The 21,249-nt window shown below is 71.4% G+C and carries 20 protein-coding genes, 1 tRNA gene and 1 pseudogene; 17 read left to right on the forward strand and 5 right to left on the reverse strand.

Translation table 11 applies throughout. The features are described from left to right. Positions 1 to 26: 26 nt before the first annotated feature. A tRNA-Leu gene (locus NH2_RS18775) sits at positions 27 to 110 on the reverse strand. 144 nt (positions 111 to 254) lie between these two features. Between NH2_RS18775 and NH2_RS18780 the strand changes: the two genes are divergently transcribed. The 8 genes from NH2_RS18780 to polA all read left to right on the forward strand — a co-directional run bounded on the left by NH2_RS18780 (position 255) and on the right by polA (position 10,637). Continuing rightward, complete coding sequence (locus NH2_RS18780; protein WP_067655508.1) at positions 255 to 872, forward strand: ANTAR domain-containing response regulator; 618 nt, start codon at positions 255 to 257, stop codon at positions 870 to 872. A 308-nt stretch (positions 873 to 1,180) separates the two neighbouring features. Further along, a complete protein-coding gene (locus NH2_RS18785) occupies positions 1,181 to 2,383 on the forward strand; it encodes a branched-chain amino acid ABC transporter substrate-binding protein (protein WP_067655511.1) in 1,203 nt (400 codons plus the stop codon). Positions 2,384 to 2,487: 104 nt separating this feature from the next. Next, on the forward strand, positions 2,488 to 3,525 hold the full coding sequence (locus NH2_RS18790; RefSeq protein ID WP_067655514.1) for a branched-chain amino acid ABC transporter permease: 1,038 nt from the start codon (positions 2,488 to 2,490) through the stop codon (positions 3,523 to 3,525). A gap of 74 nt (positions 3,526 to 3,599) precedes the next feature. Beyond that, positions 3,600 to 4,976 carry a branched-chain amino acid ABC transporter permease gene (locus tag NH2_RS18795; RefSeq protein ID WP_067655907.1) on the forward strand — a complete coding sequence of 459 codons (1,377 nt, stop codon included), beginning with the start codon at positions 3,600 to 3,602 and terminating at the stop codon, positions 4,974 to 4,976. Continuing rightward, positions 4,973 to 5,941: an ABC transporter ATP-binding protein gene (locus NH2_RS18800; protein WP_067655517.1), complete on the forward strand. Its 969-nt coding sequence runs from the start codon at positions 4,973 to 4,975 to the stop codon at positions 5,939 to 5,941. Before NH2_RS18795 ends, NH2_RS18800 begins: the two co-directional genes overlap by 4 nt. After that, positions 5,941 to 6,672, forward strand: a complete 732-nt coding sequence (locus tag NH2_RS18805) for an ABC transporter ATP-binding protein (protein WP_067655520.1) — start codon at positions 5,941 to 5,943, stop codon at positions 6,670 to 6,672. The genes NH2_RS18800 and NH2_RS18805 overlap by 1 nt, the downstream gene beginning before the upstream one ends. Positions 6,673 to 6,854: 182 nt before the next feature. After that, positions 6,855 to 7,850, forward strand: coding sequence for a neutral zinc metallopeptidase (locus NH2_RS18810; protein WP_084505649.1), 996 nt, complete (start codon positions 6,855 to 6,857; stop codon positions 7,848 to 7,850). A gap of 21 nt (positions 7,851 to 7,871) precedes the next feature. Continuing rightward, a complete protein-coding gene (gene polA / locus NH2_RS18815) occupies positions 7,872 to 10,637 on the forward strand; it encodes a DNA polymerase I (RefSeq protein WP_084505650.1) in 2,766 nt (921 codons plus the stop codon). Positions 10,638 to 10,731: 94 nt separating this feature from the next. On the opposite strand, the gene NH2_RS18820 is transcribed toward polA, so the two are convergent. Beyond that, the gene (locus NH2_RS18820; protein ID WP_067655527.1) at positions 10,732 to 11,238 is read right to left on the reverse strand and encodes a hypothetical protein; all 507 of its coding nucleotides are present in this window, start codon (positions 11,236 to 11,238) and stop codon (positions 10,732 to 10,734) included. Between the two features lie 576 nt (positions 11,239 to 11,814). Here NH2_RS18820 and NH2_RS18825 point away from each other — a divergent pair. Further along, positions 11,815 to 12,249, forward strand: a complete 435-nt coding sequence (locus NH2_RS18825) for an alpha-isopropylmalate synthase regulatory domain-containing protein (RefSeq protein ID WP_067655530.1) — start codon at positions 11,815 to 11,817, stop codon at positions 12,247 to 12,249. Positions 12,250 to 12,336: 87 nt separating this feature from the next. On the opposite strand, the gene trxA is transcribed toward NH2_RS18825, so the two are convergent. Both trxA and NH2_RS18835 read right to left on the reverse strand, forming a co-directional pair. Then, positions 12,337 to 12,705, reverse strand: a complete 369-nt coding sequence (gene trxA / locus NH2_RS18830; protein ID WP_067655533.1) for a thioredoxin — start codon at positions 12,703 to 12,705, stop codon at positions 12,337 to 12,339. Between the two features lie 46 nt (positions 12,706 to 12,751). Continuing rightward, positions 12,752 to 13,270 carry a 2'-5' RNA ligase family protein gene (locus NH2_RS18835; protein ID WP_067655536.1) on the reverse strand — a complete coding sequence of 173 codons (519 nt, stop codon included), beginning with the start codon at positions 13,268 to 13,270 and terminating at the stop codon, positions 12,752 to 12,754. Between the two features lie 63 nt (positions 13,271 to 13,333). Here NH2_RS18835 and NH2_RS18840 point away from each other — a divergent pair, with 63 nt between their 5' ends. The 4 genes from NH2_RS18840 (at position 13,334) to NH2_RS18855 (ending at position 17,146) form a co-directional block, all read left to right on the forward strand. Further along, on the forward strand, positions 13,334 to 14,416 hold the full coding sequence (locus NH2_RS18840) for an isocitrate/isopropylmalate family dehydrogenase (RefSeq protein WP_067655539.1): 1,083 nt from the start codon (positions 13,334 to 13,336) through the stop codon (positions 14,414 to 14,416). A 171-nt stretch (positions 14,417 to 14,587) separates the two neighbouring features. Continuing rightward, positions 14,588 to 15,457 carry an ABC transporter substrate-binding protein gene (locus NH2_RS18845; protein WP_067655913.1) on the forward strand — a complete coding sequence of 290 codons (870 nt, stop codon included), beginning with the start codon at positions 14,588 to 14,590 and terminating at the stop codon, positions 15,455 to 15,457. 1 nt (position 15,458) lies between these two features. After that, positions 15,459 to 16,385 (forward strand): amino acid ABC transporter permease, encoded by a 927-nt coding sequence (locus tag NH2_RS18850; RefSeq protein ID WP_067655542.1) that lies wholly within the window; start codon positions 15,459 to 15,461, stop codon positions 16,383 to 16,385. Positions 16,386 to 16,393: 8 nt separating this feature from the next. Continuing rightward, a complete protein-coding gene (locus tag NH2_RS18855) occupies positions 16,394 to 17,146 on the forward strand; it encodes an amino acid ABC transporter ATP-binding protein (protein WP_067655916.1) in 753 nt (250 codons plus the stop codon). A gap of 264 nt (positions 17,147 to 17,410) precedes the next feature. Here NH2_RS18855 and NH2_RS28295 read toward each other — a convergent pair. Beyond that, a pseudogene (locus NH2_RS28295) lies at positions 17,411 to 18,265 on the reverse strand (LysR family transcriptional regulator); the annotation flags it as partial. Between NH2_RS28295 and NH2_RS18865 the strand changes: the two are divergent. The 4 genes from NH2_RS18865 (at position 18,155) to NH2_RS18880 (ending at position 21,246) form a co-directional block, all read left to right on the forward strand. Beyond that, on the forward strand, positions 18,155 to 19,441 hold the full coding sequence (locus NH2_RS18865) for an FAD-binding oxidoreductase (RefSeq protein ID WP_067655547.1): 1,287 nt from the start codon (positions 18,155 to 18,157) through the stop codon (positions 19,439 to 19,441). The pseudogene NH2_RS28295 and the gene NH2_RS18865 overlap by 111 nt on opposite strands. 68 nt (positions 19,442 to 19,509) lie before the next feature. Then, a complete protein-coding gene (locus NH2_RS18870; protein WP_067655549.1) occupies positions 19,510 to 20,391 on the forward strand; it encodes an SPFH domain-containing protein in 882 nt (293 codons plus the stop codon). Between the two features lie 12 nt (positions 20,392 to 20,403). Beyond that, the gene (locus NH2_RS18875) at positions 20,404 to 20,604 is read left to right on the forward strand and encodes a type II toxin-antitoxin system antitoxin (RefSeq protein ID WP_067655552.1); all 201 of its coding nucleotides are present in this window, start codon (positions 20,404 to 20,406) and stop codon (positions 20,602 to 20,604) included. Positions 20,605 to 20,658: 54 nt separating this feature from the next. Beyond that, complete coding sequence (locus tag NH2_RS18880) at positions 20,659 to 21,246, forward strand: hypothetical protein (RefSeq protein WP_245650635.1); 588 nt, start codon at positions 20,659 to 20,661, stop codon at positions 21,244 to 21,246. Positions 21,247 to 21,249: the final 3 nt, after the last annotated feature.

Genomic DNA, 21,249 nt, shown 5'->3' on the forward strand with positions numbered 1-21,249 from the left:
GATCGAAATTCCGGTCCCCACCTCGGTGCCGAGTGTGGGACTCGAACCCACACGCCCTTTCGGGCAACGGTTTTTGAGACCGTCGCGTCTGCCAGTTCCGCCAACCCGGCGCACCGTGAGCGACTATAGCCGCTGGGCGGCGCCCGGCGCGAAACGGCGGCGCACGGCGGGGTTCGCGCAGGGTATATGGGTTGTCCGGCGAGCTGAACGGTACTCTCTACAGCACTCGCATGCGGAACCAGAGGGGTCTACCAATGAGCACTACAGCAGGGGGCGCCGGCCCGACGCGGGACACCGGTGCGAAGCGGGTCGTCGTCGCCGAGGACGAGACGCTCATCAGGATGGACCTGGTCGAGATGCTCACCGAAGAGGGGTACGAGGTGGTGGGCGAGGCCGGTGACGGGCAGCAGGCGGTGGACCTGGCGGTGGAGCAGAAGCCCGATCTGGTGATCATGGACGTCAAGATGCCGCGCCGGGACGGGATCGACGCCGCCGCCGAGATCGCCTCGAAACGCGTTGCGCCGGTGGTGATCCTGACCGCTTTCAGCCAGCGCGACCTGGTGGAGCGGGCGCGCGACGCGGGGGCGATGGCGTACCTGGTGAAGCCGTTCACCAAGTCCGACCTGGTGCCCGCCATCGAGCTGGCGGCGAGCCGCTTCCACGAGATCACCGCGCTGGAGAGCGAGGTGGCGAACCTCTCCGAGCGGCTGGAGACCCGCAAGTTGGTCGAGCGCGCCAAGGGTGTGCTGATGCAGACCCAGGGGCTCTCCGAGCCGCAGGCGTTCAAGTGGATCCAGCGCACCGCGATGGATCGGCGCACCACCATGAAGGCGGTCGCGGAGGTCGTGCTGGAGAATCTCGCGCCGCAGTGATCTTCGCGGCATTTCCGATGCCGGTGGAACGCGTGTCAGGGGGTCGATCGACGCGTCCGCGGGATCGTGACCGGGGAAAGCCCGCCGTCACGGCCGGAGATTTTACGCGCTGGAAACGTGAGCTGCAAGAACAATTCGACACGAACTCGTCTCCATAGAGCGATTGTGATGCGGATCCACCGCGCCGACGCTATGTTTCTGCTCGGGCTGGCGCGGTCGGCCCCCTCGGTGTTTGCCGGGGGAACACAGGAACGTAGAGGTGAGGACGCGTGCTGAGTTCGACATGGCGAAGGCGCTCCACGCGCGGTGTGCTGGCATTCGGTGCCGTCGCCGCGCTGGTGCTGACCGGATGTGGCGACAAGTCGACGAGCGACGGGTCGGATTCGTCCGGCACCGCGGGTGCGGGCGGGTTGTCCATTCAGCCCGTGCTGCAGGTCGACGCGCAGGGCAGGGAAGTCCCCAAGGTCGACGCGGCCGCGGCCGCCGATCCGGCCGGCGCCGGGGGTGCCACCTGCCCGGCGGGTACCTCGATCGCCATGGCGGGCGCGCTCACCGGCCCGGACGCGGCGCTCGGCATCAATATCGTGAACGGCGTGAAGCTCGCGCTCGACCAGCACAACAAGGCCAACCCGGGCTGCCAGATCGCGCTCAAGCAGTTCGACACCGAGGGCGACCCGCAGAAGGCCTCCCAGGTGATTCCGCAGATCGTCAACGATCCCACGGTGATCGGCCTGGTCGGCCCGGCCTTCTCCGGCGAGACCAAGGCCACCGGCCAGATCCTCAGCGACGCCGGGCTGGTCTCGGTCACCTCGTCGGCGACCAATGCCACGCTCACCGCGAACGGCTGGCAGACCTTCTTCCGCGGTCTGGCCAACGACGACGTGCAGGGCCCGTCGGTGGCGAACTACCTGGTGAACACCGCCGGGTACAAGAAGATCTGCGTCGTGCAGGACAACACCGACTACGGCACCGGCCTGGCCGCGAGCATCACCGCCGGGCTCGGCGCCGCCGCCGACCCGGCCTGCGCCGCCAGCATCAAGAAGGGCGACAAGGACTTCTCGGCCACCGTCACCCAGATCTCGGCCGCCGACCCGGACGCCATCTTCTACTCGGGCTACTACGCCGAGGCCGCCCCGCTGGCCCAGCAGCTGAAGTCCGGCGGCGTGGACGCGGTCTTCGTCTCCGCGGACGGCACCAACGACCCGCAGTTCGTCTCCCAGGCAGGCAGCTCGTCCAAGGGCGCGGTGCTCTCCTGCCCGTGCGGCCCCGCCCCGGAGACCTTCGCCGCGGAGTACGAGGCGCTGAACGGCCAGGCGCCGGGCGTGTACTCGGTCGAGGCCTACGACCTGACCACGATCCTGGCCATGGGCATCGACGGCGGCGCCGTCACCAGGCCCGCCCTGCTCGACTACGTGCGGGCGTACGACGGCGCCGGGCTGGCCCGCCAGTACCGGTGGAACCCGAATGGCGAGCTCTCCAACGCGCTGATCTGGATCTACGAGGTCAAGTAGCGCCGACGTCCGGCGCGGCGGCACGTACGAACCCCTGCCGGGGGCGTACGTGCCGCCCGCGTCCTGCGCCGATTCGTGAGGGTGAAGATGAGGGCGAACTACGAATGACGACATCAACTCTGCTCGGCGCGGCCCACCTCGCCGACGGGTCGATCGACTTCAACTACGAGGGCGTGATCGACCAGTTCTGGCGGCTGACCGTCGACGGGCTGTCCTACGGCGCCATCTACGCGCTGGTCGCCGTCGGCTACACCTTGGTCTACGGCGTGCTGCGGCTGATCAACTTCGCGCACTCCGAGGTCTTCATGCTCGGGCTGTTCGGGCAGTACATCGGGCTCATGCTGCTCGGCTTCTCGCCGAGCGGCGACGTGTACTCGCAGGGCATCCTGCTCACCGTCACCTACCTGGGGCTGGCCATGCTCTTCGGGATGGCCGTCTCCGGCGCCGCCGCGGTCGGGCTGGAGCGGGTGGCCTACCGGCCGCTGCGCAGGCGCGGGGCCAAACCGCTGATCTTCCTGATCACCGCGATCGGCATGTCCTTCGTGCTGCAGGAGTTCGTGCACTTCGTGCTCCCCGAGATCTGGCCCGGGCTCGGCGGCACCAATGCCCAGCAGCCGATCATGCTGGTCGAGCCGGAGGTGCAGTTCAGCTTCGGCGGCGCCGACGTCACCAATGTGACGCTGATCATCATCGCCGCGGCGGTGATTCTGGCCATCGCCACCGAGATCGGCATCAACCGCACCAAGTTCGGCCGCGGCATCCGCGCGGTCGCGCAGGACCCGGACACCGCCACCCTGATGGGCGTCTCCCGGGAGCGCGTCATCATGCTGACCTTTCTGATCGGCGGCGTCCTCGCCGGCGCCGCCGCGCTGCTCTACGCGCTCAAGATCCCGAACGGCATCATCTACTCCGGCGGCTTCGTGCTCGGCATCAAGGCGTTCAGCGCCGCGGTGCTCGGCGGCATCGGCAACCTGCGCGGCGCGCTGCTCGGCGGGCTGCTGCTCGGGCTCGCCGAGAACTACGGCCAGATCCTCTTCGGCACCGAGTGGCGCGATGTCGTCGCCTTCGTGGTGCTGGTGCTGGTGCTGATGTTCCGGCCGACCGGCATCCTCGGCGAGAGTCTCGGGAAGGCGCGGGTATGACCGACAACGATCCGGTGACCCAGCGCCTGCCGATCCAGAAGGCGCCCGCGCCGCCCGCGCCGCCCGCGCGCCCGATGCACGGCGTCGGCGACGCGCTGCGCTCCTGGTGGGCGGGGCTCTCCCGGCCCGCGCAGTGGGCGGTCGGCGTGCCGGCGCTGATCGCGCTCGCGCTGCTCCCGCTCTTCCCGCCGCCCTTCCTGAACACGCCCGGCACCAGCTTCGGCGGCGTCATGGCGCAGTTCGCCATGTACGCGCTGATCGCCATCGGGCTGAACGTCGTGGTCGGCCAGGCCGGGCTGCTCGACCTCGGCTACGTCGGCTTCTACGCCGTCGGCGCCTATACCGTCGGGCTGCTGACCAGCCCGAACAGCCCGTGGAACCAGACCGACGGCGGCTGGCTGAACGAGGACTGGGCCTGGCTCGCCTGCCTGCCCATCGCGGTCGCGGTGACCGCCATGTCCGGGCTCATCCTCGGCTCGCCCACGCTTCGGCTGCGCGGCGACTACCTGGCCATCGTCACGCTCGGCTTCGGCGAGATCGTCCGGCTGCTCGCCGACAACCTCGGCGACATCACCAATGGCAGCCTCGGCCTCTCCGGCATCGCCTACCCGCGGGTCGGCGAGTCCGAGGAGCGGCCCAACGGCGTCTTCTCCGCGGGCAATGTCGGCGATCCGAACTCGTCGAGCCTGCTGGACAAGGCGAACTCCGGGGTCTGGTGGTTCTGGGTCGGCATGGTCCTGGTGATCGTGGTGCTGCTGATCGTCGGCAACCTGGAGCGCAGCCGGGTCGGCCGCGCCTGGGTGGCGATCCGCGAGGACGAGGACGCCGCCGAGGTGATGGGGGTGCCCGCCTTCAAGTTCAAGCTCTGGGCCTTCATGATCGGCGCCGCCATCGGCGGGCTCTCCGGCGCGCTCTACGCGGGCCAGGTGCAGTTCATCAACCCGACCGGCTTCAACATCATCAACTCCATGCTCTTCCTCTGCGCGGTGGTGATCGGCGGGCAGGGCAACAAGCTCGGCGTGATCGTCGGCGCCTTCATCATCGTCTGGCTGCCGAACCGGCTCATGTCGGTGCAGCTGGTGGAGCAGACCGCCACCGGCTACGCGCTGCTCGGGCTCACCCTGGTGGTGCTGATCGCGGCCGTCGTCGGCTGGCGCAGGTGGGCGCGGCACCAGGAGGGCGCCGGGCTGCGCTACGGCTACCTGCTCGGCTCGATCGCGGTGCTGATCGCGCTCGGCGCGGTACTCGGCAATGTGCTCGACTTCCAGGAGCAGGGCGCGCAGTCGCTCGGCGACTTCAAGTACCTCTTCTTCGGCATCACCCTGGTGGTGCTGATGATCTTCCGGCCGCAGGGGCTCTTCCCGGCGCGGCAGAAGCTGCTCACCTACGGCCGCCAGATCTACCAGGCGGTGCGCAAACCGGGGAGCGAACCGATCGGAGAACGGGCATGACCGGGCCCGGCGCGGGTGACGCGCTGTTCGACAACGAGGACATGTCCGCCGGCTACCGCAAGCCGCCGGAGCCGGTGGAGTACGCGGGCGACGTCGAGGTGACCGCGGTGCTGCCGGTGCTCGCCGACCCGGACGCGGTCGCCGAGGTGGTCGCGCCGAGCCGGACCATCGAGACCCCGGTCGGCGAGGCGCTGCTCCGCACCGACGGGCTGACCGTGAAGTTCGGCGGGCTGACCGCGCTGGACAGCGTGGACTTCGAGATCCGCCGCGGCGAGATCCTGGGGTTGATCGGGCCGAACGGCGCGGGCAAGACCACCTGCTTCAACGCCATCAGCGGGGTGTACCGCCCCACCTCGGGCACGGTGTACTTCGATGGCAAGCCGCTCACCAAGACCAAGCGCAATGCCATCACCCGGCTCGGCATCGCGCGCACCTTCCAGAACATCCGGCTCTTCGGCGAGATGACCGCGCTGGAGAACGTGGTGGTCGGCACCGACGCCAGGCACAAGACCTCGGTGCCCGGCGCCATCTTCCGCACCCCGCGGCACCGCCGCGAGGAGCGCGACGCCATCGAGCGCGGCATGGCGCTGCTGGAGTTCGTCGGCATCGCGCCGCGCGCGGTGGAGAAGGCGCGCAATCTCTCCTACGGCGACCAGCGCCGGCTGGAGATCGCCCGCGCGCTGGCCACCGAGCCCAAGCTGCTCTGCCTGGACGAGCCGGCTGCAGGGTTTAATCCAAGCGAGAAGTCGGCGCTGATGGAGCTGATCCGGAAGATCCGCGACGACGGCTTCACCGTGCTGCTGATCGAGCACGACATGCGGCTGGTGATGGGGGTGACCGACCGGATCGTGGTGCTGGAATTCGGCCGCAAGATCGCCGACGGGCTGCCGGCCGAGATCCGGGAGAACCCGGACGTGATCGCGGCCTACCTCGGCGTGCCGGACGACGACGAACAGGAGCGGTGATGGCTGACGCGGACGTGCTGCTCGAAGTCACCGACATGGTGGTGAACTACGGCCGGATCCAGGCCCTGCACGGGGTCTCCCTGCAGGTCAGGCAGGGCGAGCTGGTGACACTGCTCGGCGCCAACGGCGCGGGCAAGACCACCACCATGCGCGCGCTCTCCGGGCTGCTCCCGCTCACCGGCGGCCGGGTGGTCTTCGACGGCGAGGACATCACGCACGTCAAGGCGCACGAGCGGGTGGGGCGCGGGCTCATACAGGCGCCGGAGGGGCGCGGCGTCTTCCCCGGCATGACGGTGCTGGAGAACCTGGAGATGGGCTGCTACGCCCGGCCGTTCACGGAGAAGGCGGAGTACGGGAAGACCCTGGACTGGGTGTTCGAGCTCTTCCCGCGGCTGGCCGAGCGGCGCAAGCAGGTCGGCGGCACGCTCTCCGGCGGCGAGCAGCAGATGCTCGCCATCGGCCGCTCGCTCATGGCCAGGCCGCGGCTGCTGCTGCTGGACGAGCCGTCGATGGGGCTGGCGCCCATGGTGATCCAGCAGATCTTCCGGATCATCGGACAGATCAATGCCGAGGGCACCACGGTGCTGCTGGTGGAGCAGAACGCGCAGCAGGCGCTGGCGCGCAGCACCCGCGCCTACATCCTGGAGACCGGTGAGGTCACCAAGACCGGTGCGGGGCGCGAGCTGCTCACCGATCCCGCCGTGAAATCGGCGTACCTCGGCGTCGGCTGAGCCGTCGCCCCGAACGGAAACCCGGGCTTCACCTGGGTTTCCGCCGCGGGCCGCCCGGCGCGGCGCCCGGCGCGCACCGGATCGGCCGCGCGGGCGGTGCTTGCGGCGCGCGGAGCGCTCCGCTTCCATGGATTCGGTGGTGCGGCAACGGCGCCGGTGCCACGACGAAGCGAGGGGGAACGATGAGCGGGCCGTGGTGGAGCCGGCCGCGCCGGTTGATCGCCCTCGCGGCGGGTGCGGCGGTGATCGGCACGGTGCTGGCCGCCGGGGTCTCCCGGCCCGCGCACCGGACCGCGGAGCCGCCGACCGAGATGCGCGCGGCGCGCGGCGCCCCGGCCGGCCCCGGCTTCGCGGGCGTGCTCAGCGAGGCGGGCCGCCCCGCCGGTGACGACGCGCCCCCGGTGGCCGAGCTGCCGCTGGCCGGGGTGCCGCTGCGCGCGGGGCCGGGCGCCCCCGAGGCGCGCCCGGTCTTCGCACTCGCCGACCACCCGCTGCTGGCCAGGCATGCCGGGCTGGCCCGGATCAGCTGCGAGCTGCCGCCCTGGCACGACGAGCCGCGCGGCGCCGAGGCCTTCCTGCGCGCCGCGCTGGACTGCCTGGACGACAGCTGGTCGGTGACGCTGCGCAATGCCGGGCTGCCCTTCCGCCCGCCCCGGCTCGAGCTCCGCGCGGAGGGCGCCCGCAGCGCGTGCCCGGACCGGCTGCCAGGCCCCGGCGACCGGCCCTTCTACTGTCCGGCCGACGAGAGCATCGTGGTGCCTGCGGAGGCGCTGCGCCCGCTCGGCGCCGGCTCCAGGCGCGGCGCCCAGCTCGCGGCGCTCGGCCACGAGTACGGCCACCACGTCCAGCAGCTGGTCGGGATGCTGCGCGCCTACTCCGACGCGCGCAGCACGGCGGGCTGGAGCTCCGAGCGCGGGCAGGAGCAGAGCCGCAGGCTCGACCTCCAGGCGTGGTGCTTCGCCGGCATGTTCCTCGGCACCAACCACGGCCGCGGTGATATCGACGGGCGCACCTGGGAGGAGGCCGCGAGCGCGGTCCGATCCGGCGGCGACCGGCCGGGCGAGCCCCGATTGCTGGGCAGCCCGGAGTCGGTGTGGGGCTGGTGGCGCTGGGGTTCGGACACCGGCGACACCTGGGAGTGCAACAGCTGGTACGCGGCCGCGGCGCACGTCGGCTGAGCCGCGCGGGTCCCGGCCCGGATGTCGGAGCCGGTCCCTAGACTCACCCGTGTGACTTCACCGACCACGCAGCCTGCCACGTCCGCCGCCGCCGCGACCGCGGGTGGTGACCGGCCGACGTTGCTGCTGCTGGACGGGCACTCCATCGCCTACCGCGCCTTCTTCGCGCTGCCCGCGGAGAACTTCAAGACCGTCACCGGGCAGACCACCAACGCCGTCTACGGCTTCACCGCCATGCTCATCAACCTGCTCCGCGACGAGAAACCGACGCACGTGGCGGCAGCCTTCGACGTCTCCCGCGCCACCTTCCGCACCGAGGCGTACCCGGAGTACAAGGCCAACCGCAGCTCCACGCCGGACGAGTTCCGCGGCCAGGTGGAGCTGACCAAGGACGTGCTCGGCGCGCTCGGCATCCCGGTGATGGCGATCGAGGGGTACGAGGCCGACGACGTGATCGCCACCATCACCACGCAGGCGCTGCGCGACGGATTCCGTATCCTCATCGTCACCGGCGACCGCGACGCCATCCAGCTGGTGAACGACGACGTCACCGTGCTCTACCCGCGCAAGGGCGTCTCCGACCTGACCCGCTTCACCCCCGGCGAGGTGCAGACCAAGTACGGCCTCACCCCGGCCCAGTACCCGGACTACGCGGCGCTGCGCGGCGACCCGAGCGACAACCTGCCCGGCATCCCCGGTGTCGGGGAGAAGACCGCCGCCAAATGGATCCGCGAATTCGGCGACCTGACCGCGCTGGTCGACCGGGTGGACGAGGTCAAGGGCAAGGTCGGCGACGCACTGCGCGCCAACCTGAGCAGCGTGGTGCTGAACCGGCAGCTCACCGAGATGGTCAAGGACGTCCCGCTGCCGTACACGCCGGAGCAGCTGGCGCAGGCGCCGTGGGATCGGAACAAGATCCACCAGCTCTTCGACGACCTGGAGTTCCGGGTGCTGCGCGACCGGCTCTTCGAGACGCTGGCCCCGCCGGAGCCGGAGGCGGAGTCCGGCTTCGAGATCAGCGGCGGCGCGCTGGAGGTCGGCGCGGTCGGGGCGTGGCTCGCCGAGCACGCGAAGGCCGGTGCCAGGCACGGCCTCTCGGTGGTCGGCACCGGCAGCCCGGCCGCCGGTGACGTGCGGGCGCTCGCCATCGCCGCGGCCGACGGCGAGGGCGGCTACATCGACACGACGGTGCTCACCCCCGAGGACGAGGCCGCGCTCGGCGCCTGGCTGGCCGACCCCGATGTGCCCAAGGCGCTGCACGAGGCCAAGGCCGCCGTGCACGCGCTGCGCGGCCGCGGCTGGGCCCTCGGCGGGCTCGCCACCGACACCGCGCTCGCCGCCTACCTGGTGCGCCCCGGGCAGCGCAGCTTCAACCTGGACGACCTCTCGCTGCGCTACCTGCGCCGCGAGCTGCGCGCCGAGGTGGACGAGACCCCGCAGCTCTCGCTGCTCGACGCCGAGGACGCCGCCGACGTCGAGCTGGCCACCGCCGAGATGCTGCGCGCCCGCGCGGTCGCCGACCTGGCCGACGCGCTGGACGAGGAGCTGGCGAAGATCGAGTCGGTGCCGCTGCTCACCGAGATGGAGCTGCCGCTGCTCGGCGTGCTCGCCACCCTGGAGGAATCCGGCATCGCGGTCGACACCGACCAGCTCGGCACGCTGCAGCGCACCTTCGCGGACAAGGTGAACGACGCCGCCGAGGCGGCATACGGGGTGATCGGCAAGCAGATCAACCTGGGCTCGCCCAAGCAGCTGCAGGTGGTGCTCTTCGACGAGCTGGACATGCCGAAGACCAAGCGCACCAAGACCGGCTACACCACCGACGCCGACGCGCTGGAATCGCTCTTCGAGAAGACCGAGCACCCCTTCCTCGAGCACCTGCTCGCGCACCGCGACGCCACCCGGCTCAAGGTCACGGTGGACGGGCTGCTCAAGTCGGTCGCCGACGACGGCCGCATCCACACCACCTTCAACCAGACCATCGCCGCCACCGGCCGGCTCTCGTCCACCGAGCCGAACCTGCAGAACATCCCGATCCGCACCGACACCGGAAGGCAGATCCGCGACACCTTCGTCGTGGGCGCGGGCTACGCCGAGCTGATGACCGCCGACTACAGCCAGATCGAGATGCGGATCATGGCGCACCTCTCCGGCGACGAGGGGCTGATCGAGGCCTTCAACTCCGGCGAGGACCTGCACACCTTCGTGGCCTCGAAGGCGTTCGACATCCCGATCTCCGAGGTGCACCCGGAGATGCGGCGGCGGATCAAGGCCATGTCCTACGGTCTGGCCTACGGGCTCAGCGCCTTCGGCCTCTCCGCGCAGCTCAAGATCAGCACCGCCGAGGCCAAGGAGCAGATGGAGACCTACTTCACCCGCTTCGGCCGGATCCGGGACTACCTGTACGAGGTGGTGGAGCAGGCCCGCAAGGTCGGCTACACGCAGACGCTCTTCGGCCGCCGCCGCTACCTGCCCGACCTCGACACCAGCAACCGGCAGCGCCGCGAGGCCGCCGAGCGGATGGCGCTGAACGCGCCGATCCAGGGCACCGCCGCCGACATCATCAAGGTCGCCATGATCAATGTGCACCGGGCGATCGAGGCCGCCGGGCTGTGCTCCCGGATGCTGCTGCAGATCCACGACGAGCTGGTCTTCGAGGTCGCCGAGGGCGAGCGGGACGAACTGGAGCGACTGGCGCGGGCGGAGATGTCGGCGGTGATCGAGATGTCGGTGCCGCTGGACGTCTCGGTCGGCACCGGCCGCAGCTGGAACGCCGCCGCGCACTGACTCACTGCGAACCACGGGCTGCGATCCGGCGGGTGAGCCGGACCGCGGTCCCCGGGGTCGGCGCGCTGCGGCCCGCGCGAGCGCGGGCGGCGCGTCAGAATTCCAGCGCGCCCCGCGCGGGCCAGGCGCCCTCGGCGCGGTGCTGCTGCACCACCCGGACCCAGACCTGCCAGGCCGCCGTCCCGGCCGGCCGGTAGCGGTTGGTGTCCAGGTCAAGGGTGAGCTCGAACTCCTCGTCCGGCTCCGGCGAGCGGCCGGTGCTGCGGGCCGAGACCAGGTACCTGGCCGAGCGATCGTCGCCATTGCCGAGCTCGTACTCGACCCGCCAGCGCGCCGGGTGGATGCGCACCCCGCGCGGCGCCCGGCCGCTCTCGCCCGCCGCGCTGTAATCGGCGGCCACCTCGTACTCGCCGAGCGCGGTGTACTCGTAGACCTCCCGGCTGCCGGAGTCGACGACGAAGCGCACCGCCGCGGCCTCCTCGGGGAGCGGCGTGCAGACCCAGCCGCGTTCGAAGGGCACCGAGCGGAAGGTCAGCTCCTGGCCGAGGATCTCCGTCAGATGGTGTTCGGCGCGCACAGTGTCGTCGGTCGGCTGGATCATGCTCGCTCTTCTCTTCCCCCGCGGCTCAGCCCGCGAAAACGATTCGCGGACATCTTCTTTCGGCACGACGCCGGCTACGCCGCCCGACATGGATTTGGACGCGCGATATGAACCCGCGGTTCCGCACTGTGACCGGGGCTACGTTCGCAGTCGGTGGCGCATGAGTTGCGGCGGCCCGGGCCGCCGATTCGGACCGCGCGGTCTTCATGCGCGCCGCGCACTGCGGCGCCCCCTGCTGTGACCTGTCCCACGGCACCCGTTGTGAGCTGCGCGAACACTACTCACGGGTAGCGCCGACATCGGTGTTAACGCGGTTGCCATCGCCCGACGACATCCCTATTGTGAAAGCCGTGCCGCACCCCGCCCGCCACCGCGCCGCAGCGCTCGATATCGCAGATCGCGATCGCGCCGCGCGCATTCCGCTCACCGCGATGGTGGCGCGGCGACTTCTCGTAGTAGCTCGCCGTAGCGAGGTCTGATCCGGACCAGCCCCCTCGCTGCGGGCATACTCGAACGTTACTGCTGGTCACCCCCTTTTCATTCGGACACACTCTCCGGGAAGACCAAAAACCTGCCATGACCATGCTGACTCTCGACATCGATACGGTCCGTACCGCCGCCCCCGCCGCCCTGCGGGCCGAGTGCGCCGGTCTCACCGACTCCGACTTCCAATCCCGGTACTGCGGCGAGCAGGGCCCGATCCGGCTCGGCGACTGGTCGCCGGCGGACAGCCGCAGCGCCTGCTACACCGCCACCCTCGAATTCGCCGACCGGCTGCGCAGCGTGGTCGCCACCGGCAGCCCGGTGGCCGCGCTCACCTCGGCGCTCTACAGCGAGGGGTACCCGGTCGAGATCCTGCAGTTCCACCAGCGCGGCACCGCCGCCGGGGTCGCGACCTTCGTCCGCTGCGAGCTGAACGGCCGCAGCGGCTGGGGCGCCGCGCTCGCCGACGACGGCCTGGAATCCACCGTCCGCGCCATGATCGCGGGCGTGAACGGGCTCGGCGCCTGACCGGCACCACCCGGAACGAATCGAGGGCCGCTCACGGATCGTGAGCGGCCCTCGTCGTCGGTTCGCGTGGTCGTCGGTTCGCGCGCCCTACTCGGCGGGCTGCTGCTCCGCGAGCTGCTTGCGCACCTCGTCCATGTCCAGCGCCTTCACCTGGGAGACCAGGTCCTCCAGCGCGGCCGGGGGGAGCGCGCCGGGCTGCGCGAAGACCAGCACACCCTCGCGGAACGCCATGATGGTCGGGATCGAGCGGATGTTCGCGGCGGCGGCCAGGCTCTGCTCGGCCTCGGTGTCCACCTTGCCGTGCACCACGTCGGGGTGCTTGTCCGCGGACGCCTCGAAGGTCGGCGCGAAGCTCTTGCACGGACCGCACCACGAGGCCCAGAAATCGACGAGTACCACGTCGTTACCGGTCACAACCTCGTCGAAGTTCTGCTGGGTCAGCGTCTGGGTGGCCATGTCGTCCTCTCGTTGCGTGTGCCTGCTGTAACGCGGGCCTACCGTTCTATGTTCCACGGACAGTCCACTCGCGGCGCCGGTCGCCGTCCCATCGGCGAATACCCACGACCGTCGCCGCGGAATCACCGTCGGTGGCGATCAGCCCGATCGCCGTGCCGAGCCGCGTCGGCGGCAGCCGCCTGGCCAGCGTCACGTGCGGGGTCCAGGCGTCCGGCCGGATATTCGCCGGGACGCCGGGCGCCGGCCCGAGCGCGGCGTGCACCCGGCGGTGCAGCGCGAGCAGCGCGCGGGTCGCGATCACCAGCCGGACCAGGACGAGTCGTTCCACCCCGAAGACGACCGGGCTCCCGAGGGTGACCGGGAGCGGCTCGAACTCCAACTCGGCCAGCGCCGCCTCGGCCTGCGGGGCCAGCTCGGTGGCGACCGCCGCGGTGATGTGCGGCCGGTTCGACGCTCCGGTGTGCTGAGCCTGGCTCGGCAGCCCGGCCGCGGCGAGCGCCGCCCACTGCGCCCGCACCGCGGATTCGGCCGCCGCGTCCAGCAGCAGTTCGACGGACTGCACCATGATCGTCCGACGGTAACCGACCCCGCGGCGCCGCGCGCCGGAACCGCGCGCCACGATGAGCGGGTGAGCGGAAGCACGGAGTCCGGGCTGCGGCTCGGCGTACTCGACGGCGACGGCATCGGGCCGGAGGTGGTGGCGGCCACCACCGTGGTGGTCGACGCGGCGCTGGCCGCGGCGGGGGCGCCGCCGGTGGAGTGGGTGCCGCTGCCGTTCGGGCGCACCGCGCTGGACGAGTTCGGCGACGCGGTGCCGGAGCGCACGCTGCGCGAGCTGGAGCGGCTGGACGCCTGGATCCTCGGCCCGCACGACAATGCCTCCTACCCGGGCGGGCACGCCGACCCGCCGAGCGGGCGCATCCGCAGGCACTTCCGGCTCTTCGCCAATATCCGCCCGGCCAAGGCGTTTCCGGGCGTGCGGGCGGCCGCGCCCGATATCGACCTGGTCATCGTGCGGGAGAACACCGAGGGCTTCTACGCCGACCGGAACATGGCGATCGGGTCGGGGGAGTTCGCCCCGACCGCGGACGTCGCGCTCTCGGTCGGGCTGATCACCAGGACGGGCAGCGCCGCCATCGCGCACGAGGCGCTCCGGCTGGCGCGGGCGCGGCGCGGGCGGCTCACCATCGTGCACAAGGCCAACGTCCTCCCGCTGACCATGGGGCTCTTCCGCGCGGTCTGCTACGAGGTCGCCGCCGCGTACCCGGAGGTCGAGGTGACGGACGAGCACGTCGACGCCGCCGCGGCGCACCTGGTGCGCGCCGCCGCCGACTACGACGTGCTGGTGACCGAGAACCTGTTCGGCGACATCCTCTCCGATCTCGCCGGTGAGCTGAGCGGATCGCTCGGTATCGCGCCCTCGGTGAATTGCTCGGCGCGCAAGGCCATGGCGCAGGCGGTGCACGGCGCCGCGCCGGACATCGCGGGCAGCGGCATCGCGAATCCGGTTGCGCTGCAGAGCAGTGCTGCGCTGTTGCTGCGGCGGCTGGGTGAGCGCGGCGCGGATCCACGGACAGTGACGGCGGCCGATGCGCTCGAGGGCGCGCTCGCCGCGGCGCTGGCGTCCGGGGTGACCACCCCCGACCTCGGCGGCACCGCCACCACCAGCGAATTCACCGCGGCGGTCGTGGGCGGGCTCGGCACGCCGTAGCGCCGGTGCCTGGAGGCCCCCGGCATTAATGTTCGGTTACTGTGCCCACACGGACGGTGCCGGTCGCCTAGATTTGCCGAACGGGCGGTGGCGCCCGGGTTGTGCGATTTCGACGTGTGGAGGTCTGCTGTGGCGGTTCGATCGGTGCTCGGCAGGCGGGCCCTGCGGGTGATGTGCGTGCTCACCGGCGGCGCGCTCGTCCTGACCGGGTGCACCAGCAATACCGAAGACGGCGGCGCCGGGAGCGACGCGGAGAAGGTGCAGGTCGACAAGGTCGATGCCATCGCCGCGCAGCTCCCGGAGAAGCAGAAGCAGGCGGGCAAGCTGGTGATCGGGGTGAACGTCCCCTACCAGCCGAACGAGTACAAGGACGCCTCCGGCAAGATCGTCGGCTTCGACGTCGACCTGATGAACGCGGTGACCGAGGTGCTCGGCGTCCAGGCGGAGTACGTGGAGTCCGCCTTCGAGAAGATCATCCCGGCCATCCAGGCGGGCACCTACGACGTCGGGATGTCCTCGATCACCGACTCCGAGGAGCGCGAGCAGCAGGTGGACTTCACCACCTACTTCAACGCGGGCATCCAGTGGGCGCAGCAGACCGGCAAGCCGGTCGACCCGGAGAACGCCTGCGGCAAGAAGGTCGCGGTGCAGGCCACCACCGTCGAGCACACCGACGAGGTGCCAGCCAAGAGCGCCGCCTGCGTGGCCGCGGGCAAGCCCGCCATCGATATCCAGGCCTTCGACGAGCAGAGCCAGGCCACCAACGCGCTGATGCTCGGGCAGGTGGACGCCATGTCCGCCGACTCGCCGGTCACCGCGTACGCCATCAAACAGGGCGGCGGCAAGATCGAATCGGCCGGTTCGGTCTTCGACTCGGCGCCGTACGGCTGGGCCGTGCCCAAGGGCTCGCCGCTGGCGGCCGCGCTGCAGCAGGCCGTGCAGCACCTGATCGACAACGGCCAGTACAAGACCATCACCGAGAACTGGGGTGTGCAGGACGGCGCCATCACCACCTCGGTGATCAACGGCGCGACGAGCTGAGATGGCGGTCGACACCGCCAAGCCGGAGAGTGCCGAACCGGAGCCGATCAAGGCCGTCCCGCTGCGCAGGCCGGGCCGCTGGATCGCGGCCGCGCTGATCCTGGCGCTGGTCGGGCTGTTCCTCTACGGCGCCGCCACCAACGAGGCGTACCGCTGGGACACCTACTGGGCCTACCTGCGCGACGAGCGGATCGTCGCGGGCGCGGTGGTGACGCTGGAGCTCACCGTGCTCGCCATGGTGATCGCGGTGCTGCTCGGCACCGTGCTCGCGGTCATGCGGCTCTCGCCGAACCCGGTGCTGCGCGCCAGCGCCTGGGTGTACCTGTGGATCTTCCGCGGCACCCCGGTCTTCGTGCAGCTGGTGTTCTGGGGGCTCTTCCCCTCGCTGTACCGGCAGATCCAGCTCGGGGTGCCGTTCGGGCCGAGCTTCTTCGAGCTGGACGTGCAGGGGCTGCAGGCCGCGTTCACCTTCGCGGTGATCGGGCTCGGGCTGAACGAGGCCGCGTACATGGCCGAGATCGTGCGCGCCGGGATCAACTCGGTGGGCGAGGGGCAGCGCGAGGCGTCGACGGCGCTCGGCATGTCCTGGAGCCAGACCATGCGCCGCACGGTGCTGCCGCAGGCCATGCGGGTGATCATCCCGCCCACCGGCAACGAGCTGATCGGCATGCTCAAGACCACCTCGCTGGTGACCGCGATCCCGCTCAGCACCGACCTCTACGGCCGGGCCCGCGACATCTACGGCGTGAACTTCCAGCCGATCCCGCTGCTGCTGGTCACCGCGACCTGGTACCTGGCCATCACCAGCGTGCTCATGGTCGGGCAGTACTACCTGGAGCGGCACTACTCGCGCGGGGCCTCGCGCCAGCTCACCGCCAAGCAGCTGCGCGAGCTGGCCGAGGCGCAGAAGGTGGTGGAGCCGCGGTGACCGAACCGATGATCCGGGCCGACCGGGTGTGCAAGAGCTTCGGCGCGCTCCGGGTGCTGCGCGGGGTCTCGCTGGAGGTGCCGCGCGGCGAGGTGCTCTGCCTGATCGGGCCCTCCGGCTCCGGCAAGTCCACCTTCCTGCGCTGCATCAACCACCTGGATCAGGTGAACGCGGGCCGGTTGTACGTGGACGGCGAGCTGGTCGGGTACCGGGAGAAGAACGGCAGGCTCTACGAGCTGCACCCGCGGGTCGCCGCGAAGCAGCGCCGGGAGATCGGCATGGTGTTCCAGCACTTCAACCTGTTCCCGCACCGCACCGCGCTGGAGAACGTGATCGAGGCGCCGACCCAGGTCAAGGGCGTGCGCAAGGCGGACGCGGTGGCGCGGGCCAAGGAGCTGCTCGACCGGGTCGGCATGGTGGAGAAGGCGAATGCCTATCCCGCGCAGCTCTCCGGCGGGCAGCAGCAGCGGGTCGCCATCGCGCGAGCCCTCGCCATGGACCCCAAGCTCATGCTCTTCGACGAGCCGACCTCGGCGCTCGACCCGGAGCTGGTCGGCGAGGTGCTCACGGTCATGCGCGAGCTCGCCGCCTCCGGCATGACCATGGTGGTGGTGACGCACGAGATGGGGTTCGCCAGGGAGGTCGCCGACCAGCTGGTGTTCATGGACGGCGGGGTCGTGGTGGAGTCCGGGAAGCCGAAGGAGGTGCTGGCGGCGCCGAAACAGGAACGCACGCAGGCATTCCTGTCCCGGCTGCTGTAGGAGCCGCTGCTCGGCTGGGTGAGTGCGACCGCGCGGTGCCTGCCCGGCTCGGTAGTGCGGAAACGCGCTGGTGTAGCGCGGCGGGGCCGCCGCCACGCGAGGCGCGAGGGCACACTCGGCCCCCGCGCCACGCCGAACGAGCAGGCTCGGCGGCTGCCGAATGCCGGGCTCCGTCCGCTGACCGGCACCGCGTGAGCCGGGAGCAAAGGCCGCGCGTAAAGCCGTGACGAGTGCTGCGGCCGCTGGGCCGCGGGAGTTCTCGGCGTTCCAGACGAGGGCGAGGCGGCCGCGGATCTCGGGGGTCAGCGGGATGGCGCGGACCCCGAACGCGGCCGCCTCCTCCGGTTCCAGCCCCGGCACCACGGCGATCCCGAACCCGCGCGCGGCGAGCCGGAGCAGCAGCGGGGGAGCGGCCGCCTCGAACGCCACCTCGGCGCGGAACCCCGCCGCCGCGCACGCCTTCTCCAGCTCGGCCCTGACCCCGGTGCCGGTCGGCAGGCAGATCAGCGGCTCGTCGCGCAGCGCGCCCACCTCGAGCACCGCACCGAATCCATCGGCATCCGCCGCCACCGCCGCGACCACGGGCGTGTCCAGCACGATCTGCACCCCGAGCCGGGGATCCGGCGGGTCGCTGGTGAGCGAGACCAGCGCGGCGTCCAGGTCGCCGCGCAGCACCGCCGCCAGCATCTCGGCGGAGATGTCCTCGGTGAGCCCGATGGCGATCCCCGGGTGCGCGGCGTGGAATCCGGCGAGCGCCCCCGCCACGTCGAACTCGTCCGCGGTGGCGCCGGAGATGAGCCCGATCCGCACCTGCCCGCGCAGCAGCCCGGTGAACTCGTCCGCCACCCGCCCGGCTCGCTCCGCCGCGGCCAGCGCGGCCCTGGCGTGCGGCAGCACCGCCGCCCCCGCCTCGGTGAGCGTCACCCGCCTGCCGCCGCGGTGCAGCAGCGGTAGCCCGAGTTCCTTCTCCAGCTGCCTGAGCTGCGCGCTCAGCCCCGGCTGGGTGACGTGCAGCCGCTCGGCGGCGCGGGTGAAGCCGCCCTCGTCCCCTACGCCCACAACCCCGACCTGATCGCCGAGCCGCGCACGGCCGCGGAGGTGGTGGCCGCCGTCCGGCACGCCGCCGAGCGCGACCTGCCGATCGGCGTGCACGCCACCGGCCACGGCCTCTCGGTCCCGCTCGACGGCGGCGTGCTCATCGACACCGTGCACCTGGACGGCCTGTGGATCGACCCCGAGACCCGGATCGCCCGGGTGGAGGCCGGAGTCCGCGCGGGCACTCTGCTCGAGGCCGCCGCCGAGCACGGCCTGGCGCCGCTCTCCGGCTCCTCGCCATCGGTGAGCGTGATCGGCTACCTGCTCGGCAGCGGCCTCGGGCTGCTCGCCAGGCACTACGGCTACGCCGCCGACCGGGTGCGCGCGCTGAAGCTGGTGACCGCCGACGGCGAGCTGCGCAGGCTGGTGCCGGGCGACGCGCTGTTCGGCGCGGTGCTCGGCACCGTCGGTGCCTTCGGCGTCGTCACCGCCGTCGAGCTCGAGCTGCTCCCGGTGGCCGAGATCTACGGCGGCCAGCTCGTCTTCGACGCCGAGCTCACCGGGCCGGTGCTCGACGCCTGGCGGGCCTGGGCCGCGACCGCGCCGGAGACCGTCACCTCCTCGGCCGGGCTGCTCACCTACCCCGACCTCGAGCAGCTGCCGCCGTTCCTGCGCGGCCGCTCGGTGGTGAGCCTGCGCATCGCCTTCGAGGGTTCCGCGGCCGAGGGGGAGCGGCTGGTCGCACCGCTCCGCGCGGCCGGTGCGACGATCACCGACGACCTGCGGACCATGCCGTACGCGCAATCCGGCAGCATCCACCGCGAGCCGCCGGAGCCGCACGGCTACGCCGCCACCAATGCCGCGCTGCGCGGCTTCGACGCCGACGCGCAGCACGCCCTGCTCGCCGTCACCGGCCCGGACACCGTGGTCGACATCAGGCAGCTCGGCGGCGCGCTGCGCGAGCCGGGGAGGTCCGGCGCGGCCATCGACTTCCGCGAGGCGGAGTTCCTGGTCCGGGTGATCACCGCCGCCGACGGCCCCGGCCCGGTCCCCGCGCTCGACGCCGTGCGCACCGCCCTCGCCCCCTTGACCCTCGGCCACCAGCTCGGCTTCCTCTACGGGGCCGCCGACGCGGCGGGCGAGGCGCAGACCAGGGCCGGTTTCAGCCCCGGCACCTACGACCGGCTGGCCGCGCTCAAGGCCGAGTACGACCCGGCCGCCCGCTTCCGCGCCACCCGGGTCATCGTCCCCGAGCGCTGAACCCGCCCTTCCGGCGAACCGGACATCCTGCTATCGTGGTGATATCACTTTGATACTGGGAGGATGTCATGGAGCTTCGACCCGCATGGCACGTCAACGGGTTCGCGGTCCTGGTGGCGTGGTTCGTGCTCACGCTCGGCTTCGGCGCGGCGGCGGCCTACGGCTTCGTGGTCGCGAGCCGCGACGGCAGCGCCCCGGCGCTGGTCGCGGCGATCGCCGCCACCGTGCTCGCGGTGGTGGTGTTGATCCTGGCCAGCGGGCTGATCGTGGTGAATCCGAACGAGGCCAAGATCGTCCAGTTCTTCGGCCGCTACATCGGCTCGGTCAGCGAGCCCGGGTTCTTCGCGGTGCTCCCGCTCACCGACCGCAAGAGCATCTCGCTGCGGGTGCGCAACTTCGAGACGCAGAAGCTCAAGGTCAACGATGCCGACGGCAGCCCGGTGGAGATCGCCGCGGTGGTGGTCTACCGGGTGGTGGACAGCTTCAAGGCGGCCTTCGCGGTGGACGACTACGAGGAGTACGTGGAGACCCAGTCCGAGGCGGCGGTCAGGCACCTGGCCACCACGCACCCCTACGACTCACACGAGGTCGGCACCAGCCTGCGGGACGGCGCCGAGATCGCCGAGGAGCTCACCGTCGAGCTGCGCGAGCGCACCGAGCTGGCAGGCATCGAGGTGCTCGAGGCCAGGATCACGCACCTCGCCTACGCGCCGGAGATCGCCCAGGCCATGCTGGTGCGGCAGCAGGCCGCGCAGGTGGTGGCGGCGCGCACCCGGATCGTGGAGGGCGCGGTCGGGATGGTCGGGCTGGCGCTGGACCGGCTCAGCGAGCAGGGCGTGGTCGAGCTGGACGAGGAGCGCCGCGCCGCCATGGTCTCCAACCTGCTGGTGGTGCTCTGCGGCGACCGGGCGACCCAGCCCGTGGTCAACGCGGGCTCGCTCTACGGCTGAGCGGGGGCCCGGATGGCCGAACGCAAGAAACTCCTGCTCCGCCTCGATCCGGCGGTGTACGACGCGATCGCCAGGTGGGCCGCCGACGACCTGCGCAGTGTGAACGCCCAGATGGAGTTCGCCCTCCGGCTGGCGCTGGACCAGGCGGGCCGGAATCCGAAAAGCGGTCGGTCCACCCGGGATTCGGCGGCAGGCGAAGAAGCGGAACCCTGACCGGAGCGGTAGCGGAGCGAGTGCCGACGGCACCCGCTCCGCTACCGTGTCCGCGTGCCGCTCTCCTTCGACCTCACCGGAATGCAGGCGCTCGACGACAGCACCTGGGGGGATCCCGTCACCCGCGACGTGGTCGCCGTGCACTTCTTCGATATCGCGCCGGAGCTGCCCGCCGGCCTGGACGACGCCCAGACGCTGCGGCGCAGGCTCGCCGAGCACCACGCCGCCTCCGGTTGCTTGATCGAGGCGCTCGTCATCTGGGTGGACTCGCTGCCCGCGCTGCTCCGGGTGGAGAAGGTGCCGATGCCGTTCGCCCCCGGCAAGTTGGCCTATTCCGCCTCGATCCTGGTGCCGCGGGCGCGGTGCAGCGCGGTGCTGCAGATCATCTGCCCCGAGGTGGGGAGCCCGATCGCCCGCGACGTGGTGGTGACCCAGCAGGCCGAGACCAGGAACCGCAGGCGCGGCCACCCGTACGCGCCGGGGTTGCAGGGCAGGCTCCCGTTCACCTCCGCGGACGACGTGCGCTGGGACGAGAGCTTCCCCGACCACCCGCTCAGCCGGGCGCGGCGCTGGGTGGTGCAGACCGTGCCGACGGTCCGGGTGGACCCGGAGTTCGCGGCGCTGGAGCCGTACTGCGGCTGAGCC

The organism is Nocardia harenae NBRC 108248 (assembly GCF_001612885.1).
Classification (GTDB): domain Bacteria; phylum Actinomycetota; class Actinomycetes; order Mycobacteriales; family Mycobacteriaceae; genus Nocardia; species Nocardia harenae.

Bases quoted from the DNA above. Each gene is read 5' to 3' on its own strand.
- NH2_RS18780 (WP_067655508.1), top strand. From the start codon at position 255: ATGAGCACTACAGCAGGGGGCGCCGGCCCGACGCGGGACACCGGTGCG.
- NH2_RS18790 (WP_067655514.1), top strand. From the start codon at position 2,488: ATGACGACATCAACTCTGCTCGGCGCGGCCCACCTCGCCGACGGGTCG.
- NH2_RS18795 (WP_067655907.1), top strand. From the start codon at position 3,600: ATGCACGGCGTCGGCGACGCGCTGCGCTCCTGGTGGGCGGGGCTCTCC.
- NH2_RS18800 (WP_067655517.1), top strand. From the start codon at position 4,973: ATGACCGGGCCCGGCGCGGGTGACGCGCTGTTCGACAACGAGGACATG.
- NH2_RS18805 (WP_067655520.1), top strand. From the start codon at position 5,941: ATGGCTGACGCGGACGTGCTGCTCGAAGTCACCGACATGGTGGTGAAC.
- NH2_RS18810 (WP_084505649.1), top strand. From the start codon at position 6,855: ATGAGCGGGCCGTGGTGGAGCCGGCCGCGCCGGTTGATCGCCCTCGCG.
- polA (WP_084505650.1), top strand. From the start codon at position 7,872: ATGTCGGAGCCGGTCCCTAGACTCACCCGTGTGACTTCACCGACCACG.
- NH2_RS18820 (WP_067655527.1), bottom strand. From the start codon at position 11,238: ATGATCCAGCCGACCGACGACACTGTGCGCGCCGAACACCATCTGACG.
- NH2_RS18825 (WP_067655530.1), top strand. From the start codon at position 11,815: ATGACCATGCTGACTCTCGACATCGATACGGTCCGTACCGCCGCCCCC.
- trxA (WP_067655533.1), bottom strand. From the start codon at position 12,705: ATGGCCACCCAGACGCTGACCCAGCAGAACTTCGACGAGGTTGTGACC.
- NH2_RS18835 (WP_067655536.1), bottom strand. From the start codon at position 13,270: ATGGTGCAGTCCGTCGAACTGCTGCTGGACGCGGCGGCCGAATCCGCG.
- NH2_RS18845 (WP_067655913.1), top strand. From the start codon at position 14,588: ATGTGCGTGCTCACCGGCGGCGCGCTCGTCCTGACCGGGTGCACCAGC.
- NH2_RS18850 (WP_067655542.1), top strand. From the start codon at position 15,459: ATGGCGGTCGACACCGCCAAGCCGGAGAGTGCCGAACCGGAGCCGATC.
- NH2_RS18855 (WP_067655916.1), top strand. From the start codon at position 16,394: ATGATCCGGGCCGACCGGGTGTGCAAGAGCTTCGGCGCGCTCCGGGTG.
- NH2_RS18870 (WP_067655549.1), top strand. From the start codon at position 19,510: ATGGAGCTTCGACCCGCATGGCACGTCAACGGGTTCGCGGTCCTGGTG.
- NH2_RS18875 (WP_067655552.1), top strand. From the start codon at position 20,404: ATGGCCGAACGCAAGAAACTCCTGCTCCGCCTCGATCCGGCGGTGTAC.